This window comes from Sphaerospermopsis sp. LEGE 08334 (genome assembly GCF_015207205.1).
Classification (GTDB): domain Bacteria; phylum Cyanobacteriota; class Cyanobacteriia; order Cyanobacteriales; family Nostocaceae; genus Sphaerospermopsis.
In genome coordinates this window covers 48,640-65,224 of the sequence record NZ_JADEXH010000016.1, presented here as the reverse complement: position 1 = coordinate 65,224, position 16,585 = coordinate 48,640, and the positions used below count along the sequence as shown (strand labels likewise).

Below are 16,585 nucleotides of genomic sequence, written 5' to 3'. Positions count from 1 at the left end.
ATAAATGAAAAGCAACATACTATTCAATTTGAGCGTGTTTTTAATACTTTTTGGTGTTAATTTACTGCCAGTTCAAGCTCAAAAAAATACATATAATCGAGGCAATTCAAACAAGGATAATAATCGGAGTTATATTGGACTACGCTACCTTCCTCCTCTCCACCCTAAAGGTATTCAACATTTTGGTGGTTGGATAGTTGACGATCCTGGCTATCCCAGTTTAGCACCTGGCAGCAGAGCTACTGTATATGGAATCAGTCAGGTAAAAAAAGGAAATCAGGAAATGTTGTGGTTTGAAATAGTTGTAAATAGAGATAGAACAGGAAATCCAAGTCAGTGGTTAGTTATAGATGTACTCACGCTTCCTAAAACAAACAAATCATACACTATGGTAGGACAAGGTGGTTCATGTCGACGTAATGGTGTTTCTGATCATGATATAATTGCAGTTGCTAAAATTCAAGACACTGAATATTTTAGACAAATTCAAAAAGCTTGGCGTGCTAACCGTAAAACAAGGAAGTTTGAAGCAATTAGTACAAAGGGTGTAATTTGTGAAAATATCGGTTATGGTCTTTAGAATTTATCAAAAGTGTAATTGTAAGATTCAGGAATAAAAACGACAATAACAGTTTTATCACTTTAGTCACAAAATCATCCCCAAATATCAATCATGCGTAAATGGCGTTTATTCTTCATTACTCTCATCAGCTTTATAGCTATCTTAGGAGAAAATTGGCTTAAAAAAATTATCCCTATTTCTCTCTGTATTTTGCTAAATTCCAACTCCGCAGCTTGTTACATCAATTTTCATGATGGTCGAGTTGAAGCTGCTGTTTCCAATAACAATGTAACTGATAATAGTAGTAATCAAATTTTGGCACTCAATCAAGATTTACCCACAAAACAAGAGGATGATTTTCAGCATAAATTACCCTCACAAATTGCCATACCTCCCATTATTAGACCAGCAGAAACTAATTTATATATCCAAAATGCTTTACCTCAAGATTTTCGCATCAGTAGTCAAATACCTTATAGTTCAGGTAAACAGGAAATTCTCCTAGTATCTCCATCTACAGGTGCAGAACAGTTATATACTTTTAATGTTCCAGGTTCTAAGAGCTTTCAGCTATTTGAAGTTGAATATAAGAAAGTATCAGCTATTGATTTTACCAGTTTAACCAACACAGATAGTTTAATCGTTAATCCAGAACAAATAAAATCTGTACTCAATAAATTTAAAATTACTTTTGCTAATAATTCTCTATCTAAAATAACTTTATCAGATGGGACAACAGCTAATTTTTCCCCAGGACAAGCTATCATTAAATCTCCCCAAGGTCAAACAGTGGAAACAGTGCAAATTTCCCAAAATGAATTTATTGATAAAAATATATTTGTTAGCCAAGAAAGAGGAAAAATGAACAAGAATATAGGAAATAATCCAAATAATAAGGATGCTAACTTATTAGCTAAAACTTCAGAATCAGCTTGTCAAGCTGCGGTGAGTTCATCACTCAATGGGATATCAAATAATCTAGGTCAATGGGGAAACAAATTGACTACAAGTAAATCCCCAACTACTAAATCTGTTGGTTGGGCGATATCCTTTGGTTCTGGAGCAATTAAAAGTAATATTAGTACCAAAAACCCCATGTTACAAGAGGTAAATTGTAGACCTCCTGTACAGTGTGAAGAACAGCGTGTAAGTGGAGGTAGTGAAATTAGAACTGATCTATTTCAAGTTGCTAAAGGTGCAAATAGAAAAGTCAACCTGAAATTTGAATTTTATGTAATTCCCGACAGAATAGAATTATATTTTGATGGTAAACAAATCTTTGGAGTTGGGCCTCAATCTGGTCAAGGTAATCAAACTTTTAATTTACCAGCTAATGCAGAGTATGTGGGGGTGAAATTAATTGGCAATGACAATGTAAATACCAGATGGGAGTATGTAATATCTTGTTCTGGTTCTCAGCTTGCTGAAGCTCCTGACATAGCAAAAGAACTTCAAGAAGCTCCTGACATAGCAAAAGAACTTCAAGAAGCTCGTGACATAGCACAAGAACTTCAAGCAGAACCAGCTTGGAAAGAAGGGCTTGATCCTTGTCCTTGTACTTTAGGAGATGCCAGGGAATTGACTAAAACCCTGGTTCGTATAAGACCAGATCAGAAAGGTTTCGACATTGTCAGAGACCCAATATTTGTTGAATCCACTGGTGATGACCGCAAATTACGCCTTATTGGTAAAGATTATCACCCTGGCGCATCCTACTCTTTTCGCTCTCATTCAAGTCGAGTAGGTTACTTTAAACTTCGATCTGGAAAAACGATCAGACCAGGGCAACAATGTACTTACGATAATAGAGGTAAATTAATAACTAATGGTCCAGGTGCAGGAACACCAGACGCATATGCTCCAGAGGTAACACCTGACCTAGCCATTTACCGTTCACCCAAAGAAGAGACTCATACATACTGGGATACAAAACCATTTGATGCTATGACTAACAACCGAGAAGATGGATGGGAGAACAAAGATGGATGGAAGGAATATCACAGAGTTTGGACTCCCAATAGAGTTTGTGGGCTTCCCAAGGACTCATTTATACGCAAAAAGTAATCAGAGAAAAAATTACCAGAGAGGAATTTGATTTTGCCAATATAAATTACAACGAAAATTTTCACTGCTTTGGATTCTGAAATTATCTTGTCATGTTCTCAACAACTATGAAAAAAACACACCAATTATTACTAGCACTATTCGGCTGCATCCTATTCACCAGCACCAGCTTACTACTACCCAATCTCAAAATCCTATCCATATCGCCATCGGTAGCAGCTACTCCCACAACGAAATCAGAAAATATCCATAAGTCACCAATCTTTCAACATCACAAACTGTTTCAAGGTGAAAAAGTAGGGAAGAAACCTGAAAATACTACAAATTTCACTAAATCAAAATCACCGATTGTAGCCACCTTACTCCAAAAACAAGGAACAATAAAACCAGGTGATTCAGTAATCACTGATGATGGTAGTTTGTATGACCAATACAATTTTTCTGGTTCTAAAAATCAATCAATCAAAATTTACTTAGAAAGTCAAGACTTTGATACCTATTTGCTGCTCCTTGATGCCCAAGGTAATAAATTAGCTGAAAATGACGACCGGGGAGAAGATAGTTCTAATTCATTTCTTCATGTCACCTTACCCAAACAAAATACTTATCGTGTAGTTGTCAATAGCTACCAACCTCAAAGCCAAGGTAAGTATAATTTGAGAGTGGTTGAAGATAATTTAGATGAACTTTCTGAAAATGATCTCAAAGATTATCTGATCAGTGCCAATACTAACAAATCTAGCCAATACTCCCAGAAAGAATTTGAAACTTTACTTAAAGCTGATAGACTTTACAAACAAGGAAAAAGAACAGAATCAGAAAAACTTTATCGTCAAGTCAAAAAACCTTTTGCTAAAGATAGCAAAAATAGCAATTTCCCAGAACCGATAACTGATCCAGAACAATTGTCACCAGGAGGTAAAGTATATTGGCGCGAAGCACAAGCAGGTTTCCAACAAGGTTTAGAAAGTAAAATATTCGTACCACTACAATTGTTAAGCGAAAAAAATCCTGAATTTGTACCTGGTCATATTTTACTAGCGCAAGCATTGGAAAAATATAATAAGCCAAAAGAAGCCAGAGAAGTTTTAGAAAGAGCCTCTAGTTTATTTCCCTATAATCCAGATGTGGCTAAGGCAAGAATTAAAATTTTAGAAGCAGATGAACAGTGGTTAGAAGCTTCTATTGCTGCTCGTCAGTTTGCTATTGTTAATCCCAAACATTCAGAAAATGCCGAATTTGTAAATATTGCCGACAAAAATTTTGGGCGTTTTCGTGGTGAGTTGAATAATCAAATTCTTACCACAGCAATTTTGGGTGGTCTTGGTGGATTATTGACAGGTGATTTTAAATCTAGTGCTTTTCAAACTGTAGAACTTGCCAAATTAATGCTTAAAGGTGAATCAGCAATGGGAGAGCAATTTGCCAATGGATATAAACAGAACTTACCCTTGGTACAAGATGAAATAGTTCAAAGTTATATCAATACCATTGGTCAGGATATTGCTAAGTTGATGGGACGAAGTGAATTTAATTATGAGTTTTATGTCGTCCAAGATGATTCTCTCAATGCTTTTGCTTTACCAGGAGGTAAAGTATTTATCAACACTGGGTCTATTCTTAATACCAAATCTGAAGCGGAATTAGCGGGTTTAATTGGTCATGAAGTTGGCCATGCGGTTCTTTCTCATGGCTATCAACGTATTACGAATGATCACTTATTAGCTAATTTAAAAGCAGTCATTCCCTTCGGAAACTTTTTTACTACTTTGGTGAGTAGAGATTATAGTCGTGGTAATGAACGCCAATCTGATATTATTGGTTCTCGCGCTCTAGCTAGTTATGGTTATGCTGCTGATGGTTTGCGTGGCTTTATGCAAACTCTACATGAACGCTATGGTTCTAGTGGTCAAAGTTATGCTTCAACTCACCCATCTTCTCAAGAACGGGTTCGCTATTTGGAAGATTTAATTACTCGCAGTGGTTACAATCGTTATGCTTTTGAAGGGGTAGAAAAACACAGTTTGATTCAAAAGCGAGTTAGAGAGTTGACAGGAAAATAGGTCAGATTTTTGAGAGCGATCGCATCCCATCTACTCCAGTATCTACCAATTTTACCCTAGCTTACTCAAGCAAGCGATCACTGTAGAGAAGGCTTAATCTTTGCTGATCGCTTGTCCGTGGGCTTGGTTGGGATAGTGTTGAAAATGCGATGATAGTAATGATAGTAATTTGTAAGAGGCGATCGCTTTTCGGTTGGTTGAATAAACAAAACCCAATATCAACCGAGATTATTCCATCTCTAAAAATTGTCTAACTGTCACAATAGCAATTTCTTGAAAATGATTTAAAATTAACAAATCTTCATCTCCACTCACGATTAGTTCTGCATTGCCATTAACAGCTAACTCTAAAAATTTATCATCCTTAGCATCTCGACAAGCAACAATAGTCTCGCTAATTTCAATAAAATCTAATGATTCAGCCAACCAATCTAGAAAAAATTCTCTCTCAATTGCAGTAACATACTTTTCAAACTTTGGTCTGCTCAAAACTTCTATTATTTCTTGCCAAATAGATTCAGACATCAAAATATTTCCTTGATGCCGAGCTTTATCTAAGGCTTGACGCGGTTGACTATTTTTAAATAATAAAGCACTAACAATAATATTGGTATCTAAGACATATTTAGGGAGATTATTCATTCAGAATAGTCTCCAAAATTTCTGGTGTTAAGCCTCTGGAAACTGCTTTATCGCTAATCTCATCCATCAATTTACCAAGAAAATCAACTTCCTCATTCAGATCCTCTCGTAAAAATAAACTAACCAGCGTTACCAAAGATTGCTTTTTCCGTTCTGTTGCTTTTTGATAGGCTTGAGCAACGTTAGGACTAACTTTGATTGTAATTTCTTCACTAATCTGCATAGTCAAGACTTGTTAATAGTATTGGTATTATTATATCTGATCAGGGCGATCGCTGCGATCGCCCTCCAAAAAACCATAAATAAATATAAACAAATATTTGCAACAGGAGTTAATTATTCTTCGTATAAATAATAGTAGAGATTATTCTATACTTAATGATGTTCTTACTAAAACTTCATAAGTGTATGGATGATCTAAACCTCCACCTGCAAATCCTCGTCATGGAAGCTTGCAAGTACCCCAAAAATACTCCACAGCACCGTAAAGCAATTAACCATTTGCTCCGATCTCTCCTGAAATCAGGACGTATTTGGAGGCCAGCAGCAGGGAATGATAACAACAAGGATATTTATGAAGAAGCATTACAAAAAACTCTGGTTGATTTATCTAGTAAAACATTATGTGAGAAATATAATCCAGAACAGGGATTATTTCTACACTGGTTTAACAGGTGTCTAATAAATAAGTACAGAGATGAAATAAGAAACGCCAGAAAAGTCAAGCGTTATCAAAAGCGGATACAGTCTGTCTTAGAAAATGATGAAATGTCTATTGATCTGATAGATAACTTAGTTTCTCCCATAGATGCGACTTTACTCACTCAAATTTGGGAATCATTTAAGCAATGGATTATAGAAGATCCTGATAATTTTCTTAAAGATTGTCACATCAGAGATAACCCAAAAGCTAACTGTCAATTATTTGCTGAATTGAACCGTATCCAAGGAAAAAAATGGCAAGAAATAGCTGATGAAGTTGGATCACCGCAGGGTTCGCTGAGATCCCATTGGAATAGAAAATGTGAACCATTGCTGCAAAAATGGTTAGAAGAAAATCAAAAATTATTGGGAGAATAAAACTATGAACGATAAACTAAATGTATTACATGATTTAGCTATTCCCTTTCCCATTAGTGCATCATTTCGTCACCAAGCTAGAGCTTATGCAGCACAATATTTTGCACCAAATATACAACAAAGAATTTATTTGAATACCTTAGCTGTATTTGTTGCTGATGCTTATTTTCAGATACTTGGTTTTCAGACTAATCTCAATCGCCCAGAAAGATGGAATGCAAGTCAACGTTTATGGAGTGAAGCTAACGAATTAGAATTATCAGGATTGGGTAATTTAGAATGTTGTGTCATCGTCAAAGAACAAGAAAAAATAATTTTACCATCTGATATTTCAAGTAATAACATCGGCTATTTATTTATAGAAATTGCTGATTCAGAAAAAGAAGCCATGTTAATAGGTTTTTTAGCTGATTTTGATACTGAAGCTGCTAATGAAGAAGTAAAAATAACCGATTTACAATCTATGGATGATTTAATTGATTATTTATCTGATAAAGAAACATCTTTAATAGGACAAACACAAACAGCAGAAATTGATGATCTATCCCTAGAATTTACAGAAAAAAAAATTACTTATTTAAGAAATTGGTTGAATAATATTTATGAAGGAGATTGGCAACCTGCAACGCGGGATCTGAGAAATGCTACCTGCAAGAAAAATATTCCCCTAGCAGGACAAATATTTAAAATGCAGCTTTCTGTTTCCCAAAACAGTGAGGAATTAGTTACTGTTAGAGTCATTGTCCAGAGTGAAAATACTTTTTTACCTATGGGTATGCAGGTGAGTGTACCAGACGAATCTGATATTTATACAAAAACAGTAAATGAATCTGGAGATTTGATAGATATATGGCTAGAATTATCTCCAAATGAGGAATTTTGGGTAGAATTGCGGTTAGGAGAAACCTTTGTTAGAGAATATTTTATTGCTTAAACAGGAGTTTCTATGACTTGGAAAATCTCCTTTAAAATTGGTGGTAGGGTGCAACTGAATAATACTGAAGTTTTACCAGTCACCCTTGCAATTTATGATCAACATGGACAAATAGAAGAACTGGTTTCTTTTCTTTCTCCTCTCCCAAAATCTTTATCAAACAAGTTTAAAGATTGGCAATATTATATTGGTTTGCAAGGCGATCGCAAAGTTATCAAAAATCGAGAAAATCGGACTTCTGGAGTAATTAATCTCACAGAATTAGCTAATTCTTTAAAAGCAGAATTAAACAAATGGTTAGGTAGAGACGGTTGGGTTGATGAAAATGGACAACCAGATCCCCGTGTGAGTTTGGTTTTGCAAAAATTTAGGGAGAAAATAACTCAAAAAGATGAAGTTCAAATTATTATCCAAACAGAAGATCGAGAATTACGGGGACTTCCTTGGCAAGAATGGGACACTTTAGCAGGGTATACTAGCAGTGGTGTAGAAGTTGCCATTAGTGCTACTAATTTTAAACGGTTGACACAAAAGCAAACCCCACAATTAAAAGCAACTGCTCGGATATTGGTGGTATTTGGTGATGAAAAACTTGATTTTGCAGAAGAGATCAATTTTATTAAAAGTTTGCGACAACATGGTGGAGATCCTCATATTCTTAGAGAACCTACACGCAAACAGTTAGAAGAGAAATTACAAGATAGTCAAGGTTGGCACATTTTCTTTTTTGCTGGCCATAGTGAGAGCGATCGCAATGGACGTATTGGACGGATTCAAATTAATCCCACCGATGGCAAAGAAGGAATTATTGAAATTGCTGAATTGAAAGATTTATTAACAGGTGCAATTCAGAAAAGATTACAAATAGCTATCTTTAATTCTTGTGATGGTTTGGGATTAGCAAATCAATTAACTGAGCTATCTTTGCCTTATTGTATTGTCATGCGGGAAAGGGTTGAATCTACCGTAGCTAGAGAATTATTAAGGCATTTTTTGGAGGCATTTGTACAAGATCGCTCTTTATTTGCAGCCATGAATTATGCTAGACAACAGTTACAAAAAAAATTTGAACCCGGTAAAAGTTGGCTTCCTGTAATTGTTGCTAACCCCTTAGCTAAAGAGGTAACTTGGAATCGTTTATTTTCTGAAAGAAGGTTATCTTGGCAATGGGAAATATTTTTAGGGATAATAGCGATCGCCATGCTTATTTGTCTACCTCTTGGTATATTGACTGAATTTAATGGCCGGGAAACTTTAACACTTTACGCTCAACTTTACCCCCATATTATCATTTATCCTTCTCTGTTTCTTTGGATGTCTCTATTTGCAGCTTATAGAGCGCATTGTATGATTCGAGTACAAACTCGGTCTTTTTTAATTTTAACATTGGTGACAATTTTTATCACTTTGGGGGCGTTGTTTTTTGAGCTTAATGGCGATCGCATGATGTTTTTAGAATTTAATTCCCAAGCAATGACAACAATTAAAGCTGAAAACCTAAAAACACTGTATTTAGATTGGGGAACTTCAGAATCACAGATCAAAAGTATTCCCCAAGACATTTTTAATATTGATCAGGCTTTTGACGACCAAGGAAATTTAATCATCAAAAAATCTGAATTAGAACCAGCCATTAAACGACTACAAAAAAGCAATAATAGAACAGGATTTCAAGGACTTTTAAGAATTGCTACCTCCTATCAAGTTTGGCAACAAAATCATCAATATTTCTCCCTAAGTAGATGGTTTTACGTTCTCAATTTTGTCAGTATTGTTGCTTGTGGGGTTCAACTTGTAGCACTGGTATCAAATATTATTTTTGCTCCAGATTCCATCTTCAATAAAAATAAATACCTCACTTATCTGATTATTTGTGAGTTGGGTATTCTCCTATGGTTGCCTTTTCAAAGCTACAGCATCCAACATACCAAAAGTCTGTTATTTTCCTATGATTTCCGAGGTACTCTAGCCGGAATTAATGTAATTACCTATGCGATTATTGCCATCTTATTTTTCACCACTATTAGCAGTATATACAAAAGTGCTACCCAAAAATATCAGCCTATTTTGTTGTCATTCTTATTAGGTAGTTTAGGTTTTACTGTGTTAAGTAGTATTTTTGGTGTTTCTATTATTGATCACTTGTTTGGAATGAACAGTACCAATCCTTTAACTCCTTGGTTTGCAAGTATCGTGTTTTTTGCTCCTTTATTTTGCTTACTTGTGCGTTGGATTGATTTGCGAGTAGGTGATGATTAAATATAAGATCCCCGACTTCTTTTATTTATTGTGTCCACAAATTATAAATTGATATCAGAAGTCGGGGATCTGGGTATGAATAAGTGCTATAGCTGAATACTTACTGATGTGATGATTAAATATGGCAAATCAGGAACTCTATCAAGAACGAAAAAAAGTAATTATCATTGTATTTTTGACATACATTCTCCCAGTTTTACTTGTATTTTTAGAATTAATTCCTTTTTCCTGGCGTTTTTATGTGTTAATTTTGGCGGCTATAATGGTAGTAGCGATCGCCTATTTATACCGATTTTCTCCTGTAGAATTGGGATTTACAAATAATAACTTAGAAAAATCTCTGCAAGCGATCGCCTTACCAACATTAATCTTTACTGGGTTAATGTTTATTTATTATTTGACTCATGGATCACGTTTAGATAACTCCGCATATCAATGGCTATTTTACCTTTTCTTTGTCGCTATATCTTCCCCTATACAAGAGTTTCTATATCGGGGGTTTTTATTTGCTATTTTTAAGAGAGCAAAATTTACAACTTGGGTACAGATTATACTTTCTACCTTACTTTACAGTTTTGTGCATCTGATTTATAGAGATATACTCACGCTGGTATTTACATTTATTATCGGTATAATTTGGGGATGGAACTACGCCAAGTTTGGTAATTTATATAGTGTCATTATTAGTCATTCCTTACTGGGAGCGATCGCTATTCTCGTAGGTTTGATATAGGTCAGGACTTACGCAAAACAGAACAAAAGTAAGCGTGCCAAAATTTCCTTCTGTGACAATATCTAGAAAACTGGTTTCTTCACGAAACTTGTTTTCTGGACTTCTGGCGAATCACCTGAATCAGTAAACAGTTGTTAGCCTTTCGGTAACTGATTCAAGCGATCGCGTTTGCGTCTAGTTGTTATAATTCAAAAACAGGCTATAATGTTAGTAAAACAACATTAATCTCTAAGGTTTATCAATGACTCAAATATTGATAGAAATTCCAGACGAATTAATATCTCGTTTGCAAGAACAAAAATCCTCGGTTCAAGAGATTGTTATCAAAGCTTTGGAAAATTATGTTCAAGCTGAATTACCAGATATTACTAAGACTCGTACTTGGGAACTTTGTGGAAGTTTAGAAATTGTCCAACCTGAGCCTAAATATATTATCGGACAAGATAATCGGGGTCAAGTTATAACTAACTACGCTGAAAACATTGATGAAATTATTTATTAAAAATTGTGGATAAAGAAATTATTGTTGATACTTCTGCTTTAATTGCCTTTTTTGTTAAATCTGAAACTCATCACGAAATCGCTCAAAAATATTGCCTAGAAAATCCTTATAATAATTGGATTATTCTCGAATCGGTATTCGATGAAACTGTAACTTGGATTCGGAGCAAGGTATCTAGTCGAGCCTCAATTCAAGTCGGTCAAATACTAAGAGAAGATCATCGTTATATTAATGTGTCAGATAGCGATGATCTGGCAATATGGGAAGCTTTCTGTAAGTACAATGACAAAAAATGGAGTTACACAGATTGTTCTATTTTAGTTATGGCTCATCGCTTACAAATATTTAAGGTATTCGCTTTTGATGATCATATTCGTCAAATGGCAGGATTAGGAATTGTTGGTGTCCCATAAACTAATAAAAATACGATTTATGAACGTCGTCAGATCGCTTTCTCTCAATCACCCGCTAAAATGAAGATAAATCCAGGATAAAAAATAAAGTAAGGATTCAGGTGAGGTGATAAGATCCCCGACTTCTTTGATTGATTGTATTCGGAAAGGATAAATCTATCTTATAATTCGGGGATCTGGAAACAAGTGCTATAGCTGAATACTTACAAAATAAAGAAGTAGCGGGAAAGTTATCTTGATTAGTAACATTAATTTTGAATGTTTACAGAAGTTGGGGTTTTATATCAATAAAAGATGGACAGTTATGGTTAGGAAAAAACAGCCCTCAACAGTTATACAAATTAAACACACAACAGCTTACCTCATTGCAATATCACTTTGTTCCATTGTAGTAAGGTTTGATTTAAGTGCGATCGCTCTGCTTAGACATCGCTATTCTTGTGGGTTTAGTATAGCTGAGGACTTACGCAAAACAGAACAAAAGTAGAGGTAATTCATGAATTACCCTACGCAATTTTTTAACTATGCTGAATCTGTATCTCCACTATATACTGAGTAATTATTTTTTGTATTTAATTTATAAATTAGTCCGTATTATACACAGTTGTGAGTATTTCTACACAGTTATAAAAATCAGAAATTACGTAGTATGATATGTATTGGTAATTGTTATACTAGCGTGCAATACCTACGGAGAAAAGAGCGATCGCTCTCCTTTCCCTATCTCGCGGGTTTGGTATAGGTGTCAAAAAAATTTTTTCCCTATTTGCAACACAGGATAAGCAGGGAGCGTATATAAAGTAAGCCTATTTTGCTAAAACTGATAGTTTAATTATCTGCGTTGGTCTTCAAAATTATTGTTTACTGTTGAGAAAATCCATGTTTAAATTGATTCGGAAAACTATTAGTGTTGTCACAAGCACTGCCTTTATTGTAACTACGAATTATGTAGTTTTAGCTCAACAGCAAAATACAGATAACACATCATCCCAAACAACACCCAAGCAAGTCATTTCCGTAGATTCTCCAGAGTATACCGATTCTATTAACAAAATACAAAAACTTTTAACTTATATTCCTGAAGGTCTTGAATATGTAAAAGATCATTCGTGGAAAAACTGCAAGCACTTTCTTCTCTCAACCAGACAAACATACATTTTTCACAACAGGTTACACCTCTACAAAATACCACTTTACATCTTTCACAACAAGTTATTCCTCAGCAAAAGACCTTTCCTTTAAGAATAATTACTGTCGTAGTTGCTGTGATTACCATGAGTGTTGTTGTCTGTGCTGGTCTATTTTTTCGAGGTTTTGTTTTGGATAACCCCACAGGGGAAGAACACACACCTCCTAAACAAGAACGTGCATATTAAACATCTTAATTTTTTTTACAGTATATTTAATCTGAGTGAAATACACATACAGCACATTCTATCTACATGAGGTACACCATGAGCAGGCAAGATGCCTGCGCTACAAGTGTTTTATCATTATAAAAACGGAAACTGCTGTATTACACTACCACCATCACTGTTAGCTAAACTCTCCACAGTAGAAAGAAGCTCATGCTCTAAATAAGGCTTAGTAAAATAAGCAGTTGCACCTAATTCTTGCGCTAACTGACGATGTTTTTCCGAACTCCGAGAAGTCAAAATCATCACTGGTTTTTGAGACCATTCTGGATTTTGGCGAATATGACTTAATAATTCAAATCCATTCATTCGAGGCATTTCCAAATCAGAAATGATCACTTCAATTTCTGAATGTCTCTCCAACTGTTCCAAAGCTTCTACACCATTTTGGGCTGAAACAACTTGATAACCATACTTTTGTAAAGTCAAAGCCAGAGTTTGCCGGACACTAATAGCATCATCTATAATTAACACTACTTTTGGCAATTTTGACGTGATTGCTAAAGCAGAATTTGCAGAAGATTCGATTTTTTTGACGGAATCAGATGCACCTAGTAGCGGTGTAGAATCATTTGCTGGTGTAGATGATGATATAGATTTCTGATCATGATAATCATTCAACATCAGCAAAGCTTGTTTGTGAGATTCAGAATTTGTTGGTAAAGTTCTAACATCCAGTGTGGCCTGCATCTGTTGAGCATCTATCAACATAGTTCCATCAATCACTAAAATCAAATTGCCATTCGCTAAACTACTACAACCATAAATATATTTTGGTGGAGTAATCACAATACCTAAAGGTCTAATTACTAATTCTTGTTCCCCAATAATTTGGTCAACTTCTAAACCCAAAAACCCTTGATTGCGTCTGAGCAGCAACACAGGATTTTTCATTATTTCTGTATCAGCAGTTCTGGGTATATTATTTAAATAATTGCTGCCTACAACTGAACCATTGTAATACACTAAACTTTCAAGTTTAACAAGGTTAACAACAATTTCTTCTTCACCAGAATGCCAATATAAAATTTGTTTGCCTTCAAATTCTTGGATTTGCTGTTCCGAGGGAATTAATATTTTTTCAATACTATCTAGTAGTAAAGCATAAACAATACCCCCAGATTGGACTAGCATTAATTTATCTGTGGTCATAGAAAAGGGGATTTTCAGTATAAATGTTGTTCCTTGATTCGGCGATGATTGCACGGAAATCGCGCCATTAAGTGATTGTAACTGAGTACGGACAATATCTAACCCCATACCCCGTCCAGAAATTTCACTCACCTTAACAGCGGTAGAAAATCCAGGTGAAAACATGAGATCGATCAGTTCTGATTCAGTTTGATGATGATAATATTGAGGGTTGTCATCATCTGGGATCAGATTCAGATCAATAGCTCTTTTTCTAATACTTTCTAAATTTAAACCTTGACCATCATCTCTAACTTCAATAATAGTTTGATTTCCTTTATGATAGGCGCATATTTCTATTAAACCTTGTTCGTTTTTACCACGTTCACAGCGTTTTTCTGGTGATTCAATCCCATGATCAAAAGCGTTACGAACTAATTGCAATAAAGGATCATAGAGTTTTTCGGCAATGGCTTTATCTATGAGAACTTCTGTGCCAGTAAGTTTTAATTTTACACTTTTTGCATAAACATTTGCTAGATTGCTGACCATTTGCGGAAAGCGATTTAATATGATTCCTAAAGGTAGCATTCTTGCTTCTGCTAGGTTCTCTATAATGCTCAGAGTTAAATTATATTTTTTCTCACTAATTTGTGCAGATTGTCTGCTTAGTAATTCTAGAGAATCCGCAGTTTCTTGTAGTTGCAGCGTTTCTTCTAGTGCTTCATGTAATGTTAAATTAAATTCTGTATAAACATCCATTTCTAAAGCATCAAATTGTACAGCAGAAACTTTTTGCTTGGTTGCTATAGAAAAATTATTTCCCTGCAAAGGCAAATCACATAATTGTTGTAAAGTTGCTTGATGCTGGCTGATTTTCTTACTTAATTGCTCAATTAATTCGATAATTTGTTCATCATATAAAGTGCGTCGTTTTTGGTAAATCAGTAATTCCCCTGTTAAGTAATTGAGGCGTTCTAATCCCTCTACGTCTACACGCACAAATGAAGATTGTCGGGAATTTTTATTGGGGGATGCTGGGGATTTATCTTCTAGTTCTCTATTTTTTGTTTCTGTGTCATCAGTAATCACTTCATAATCTGAATCAGTATCATTTGTAAATACCTGATTACTCACAACTGATGATGTTACACTTTCTAAATAATTATCATTTTTAACTTCTTCGGCGGTATGGTTTATCAAAGATTCTTCAGATGTTTCTTGTATAGGCTCTCCTCCCCATATTTCCTCTACGAGATTATAGTCAGTGTTATTAACCACAGGGGCAGATATTTCTTTAATAACTAATAATTCTTGTAACTTGGGACGATCAAGCCATTTTTTTTCTTCCTCTGTGACGGCAGGATATTTTTTATATTCTTTTCCTAGTTGACGGATTTGTTTCTTGAGTGAGTTAATAATTGAAATAGCATGATCATCTTGTTTAACTGAATACTCAAATTCAGCAACAGTGAGGATAATTATTAATATCACACCGCGACGATAAAGACAAAGGTTCTCTTGATCCTGTTCCTCCCTAATAGAATCTAAAAATTGATTTATCCAATTTTTCACATATTCTCTAGCATCATCTTGATGTTTTTCAGAAATTAATAAATCTAAACTCAGTTCTGATTCTGGTATTTGTCTTTGGTGATTAAACCAGCCAAAAATATAGCGAATTACTTTTAAGTAAAATTTGGCATTTGCTGGTTTCAAAGGCTCATGTTCTCTGTCACCAGATGTAATTAAAAATTGATAAAATTCTCTAGTAATATGGAAAAATATGTGAGCGAAAGAGTTATTGTTATGGCTAATTCCTGACTCATTTTTGGGGACTGTAGCCAAGGAACTATTAGTGGGTGTAACAGGTGATTGTTTTTTTTCTACCTCTGGTTCTCCTTCTTTTTCTGCCAGGGTTAGTGCTTTTAAAGCAGCAGAAGGTGAACCCCCGGATGTGCGATCGCCAGCTAAAACTGCTTTTTGTGCCGCTTGTAAATCAGCTAAGGCAATTTCCGCTACTTCATGTACTTCCTGCGGATGAGCTACTAATGCAGCCATAATTGTCTGAGACAATTCTTTGAAACCAGGTAAATTTAAAGATTCAGCTAACCCTATAAATACCTCAAGTTGAGAGTTTAAAAACTCTGCTAATTCCTGATTATTGAGTAAATGATTAATAGCATCAGCTATACTTTCTAAGCGTTGAGTAACGCCTACTTCAAAAATAGATTGGACAATATCAAATCCCAATTCTTCAGAAGTAGGAATATGATCTTCAGCCCCAAAAGCATCACCTAATTTTGTTTGTAATTGTGCAAATGCCGAACTTGCCCTTTGTATAATTCCTTCACTATCAATATTATTTGATGTCAATTCTGCGGTGACAGCCAACTGAAGACATTCGTAAGCTTCTAGTAGGAGGGTTTGCAATTCAGTATCTATAACTACATCAGGACTATATAAAGCTTTAAAGATATCTTCTAAAGAATGGGCGATCATCTTGATTGTATCTAGCCCAACCGTAGCTGCTCCTCCTTTAATTGTATGAGTCGCCCGCATTAAGTTATGTACTTTTTTGGTGCTATGGTCTTCTAAAAAGCTAAATAAATCTTGTTCAATTGCTTGTAATAATTCTGGTGCTTCGGCTAAAAAGTAAGCATAGCCTTGTTCACGAATTTCAGTATCTGTAATCATAAGAGTCAGGAGTCAGGAGTCAGGAGGCAGGAGGCAGGAGGCAGGGGGCAGGAGGCAGGAGGCAGGAGGCAGAAGGTAGGAGGCAGGATA

Annotated in this window: 13 protein-coding genes; 10 read left to right on the top strand and 3 right to left on the bottom strand. The window is 35.2% G+C overall.

Annotated features, from left to right (window positions below; translation table 11 throughout):
• The first annotated feature begins 4 nt into the window (after nt 1-4).
• The 3 genes from IQ237_RS26245 (at nt 5) to IQ237_RS11050 (ending at nt 4,689) form a co-directional block, all read left to right on the top strand.
• Nucleotides 5-580: a hypothetical protein gene (locus IQ237_RS26245; RefSeq protein ID WP_228020032.1), complete on the top strand. Its 576-nt coding sequence runs from the start codon at nt 5-7 to the stop codon at nt 578-580.
• 93 nt (nt 581-673) lie between these two features.
• Nucleotides 674-2,626: a hypothetical protein gene (locus IQ237_RS11055; protein WP_194055043.1), complete on the top strand. Its 1,953-nt coding sequence runs from the start codon at nt 674-676 to the stop codon at nt 2,624-2,626.
• Between the two features lie 107 nt (nt 2,627-2,733).
• Nucleotides 2,734-4,689 (top strand): M48 family metalloprotease, encoded by a 1,956-nt coding sequence (locus IQ237_RS11050; protein WP_194055041.1) that lies wholly within the window; start codon nt 2,734-2,736, stop codon nt 4,687-4,689.
• A 228-nt stretch (nt 4,690-4,917) separates the two neighbouring features.
• Here the strand turns inward: IQ237_RS11050 and IQ237_RS11045 are convergent, their stop codons facing one another.
• Together IQ237_RS11045 and IQ237_RS11040 are read right to left on the bottom strand one after the other, a co-directional pair.
• Nucleotides 4,918-5,331 carry a putative toxin-antitoxin system toxin component, PIN family gene (locus IQ237_RS11045; protein WP_194055039.1) on the bottom strand — a complete coding sequence of 138 codons (414 nt, stop codon included), beginning with the start codon at nt 5,329-5,331 and terminating at the stop codon, nt 4,918-4,920.
• Nucleotides 5,324-5,554, bottom strand: coding sequence for a hypothetical protein (locus IQ237_RS11040; RefSeq protein WP_194055037.1), 231 nt, complete (start codon nt 5,552-5,554; stop codon nt 5,324-5,326). The genes IQ237_RS11045 and IQ237_RS11040 overlap by 8 nt, the downstream gene beginning before the upstream one ends.
• A 185-nt stretch (nt 5,555-5,739) precedes the next feature.
• Between IQ237_RS11040 and IQ237_RS11035 the strand changes: the two genes are divergently transcribed.
• The 7 genes from IQ237_RS11035 to IQ237_RS11005 all read left to right on the top strand — a co-directional run bounded on the left by IQ237_RS11035 (nt 5,740) and on the right by IQ237_RS11005 (nt 12,628).
• Entirely contained in the window at nt 5,740-6,411 is a 672-nt protein-coding gene (locus IQ237_RS11035) for a sigma-70 family RNA polymerase sigma factor (protein ID WP_194055035.1), read from the top strand.
• A gap of 4 nt (nt 6,412-6,415) precedes the next feature.
• On the top strand, nt 6,416-7,345 hold the full coding sequence (locus tag IQ237_RS11030; RefSeq protein ID WP_194055033.1) for a DUF1822 family protein: 930 nt from the start codon (nt 6,416-6,418) through the stop codon (nt 7,343-7,345).
• A gap of 12 nt (nt 7,346-7,357) precedes the next feature.
• Complete coding sequence (locus IQ237_RS11025; RefSeq protein ID WP_194055031.1) at nt 7,358-9,604, top strand: CHAT domain-containing protein; 2,247 nt, start codon at nt 7,358-7,360, stop codon at nt 9,602-9,604.
• A 121-nt stretch (nt 9,605-9,725) separates the two neighbouring features.
• The gene (locus IQ237_RS11020) at nt 9,726-10,337 is read left to right on the top strand and encodes a CPBP family intramembrane glutamic endopeptidase (RefSeq protein WP_194055029.1); all 612 of its coding nucleotides are present in this window, start codon (nt 9,726-9,728) and stop codon (nt 10,335-10,337) included.
• A 241-nt stretch (nt 10,338-10,578) separates the two neighbouring features.
• Entirely contained in the window at nt 10,579-10,839 is a 261-nt protein-coding gene (locus IQ237_RS11015; protein WP_194055027.1) for a hypothetical protein, read from the top strand.
• A 5-nt stretch (nt 10,840-10,844) separates the two neighbouring features.
• Nucleotides 10,845-11,252, top strand: a complete 408-nt coding sequence (locus IQ237_RS11010; RefSeq protein ID WP_194055025.1) for a PIN domain-containing protein — start codon at nt 10,845-10,847, stop codon at nt 11,250-11,252.
• A 1,109-nt stretch (nt 11,253-12,361) separates the two neighbouring features.
• Nucleotides 12,362-12,628 carry a hypothetical protein gene (locus tag IQ237_RS11005; protein ID WP_194055023.1) on the top strand — a complete coding sequence of 89 codons (267 nt, stop codon included), beginning with the start codon at nt 12,362-12,364 and terminating at the stop codon, nt 12,626-12,628.
• A 117-nt stretch (nt 12,629-12,745) separates the two neighbouring features.
• Here the strand turns inward: IQ237_RS11005 and IQ237_RS11000 are convergent, their stop codons facing one another.
• The gene (locus IQ237_RS11000) at nt 12,746-16,495 is read right to left on the bottom strand and encodes a hybrid sensor histidine kinase/response regulator (protein WP_194055021.1); all 3,750 of its coding nucleotides are present in this window, start codon (nt 16,493-16,495) and stop codon (nt 12,746-12,748) included.
• Nucleotides 16,496-16,585 lie beyond the last annotated feature (90 nt).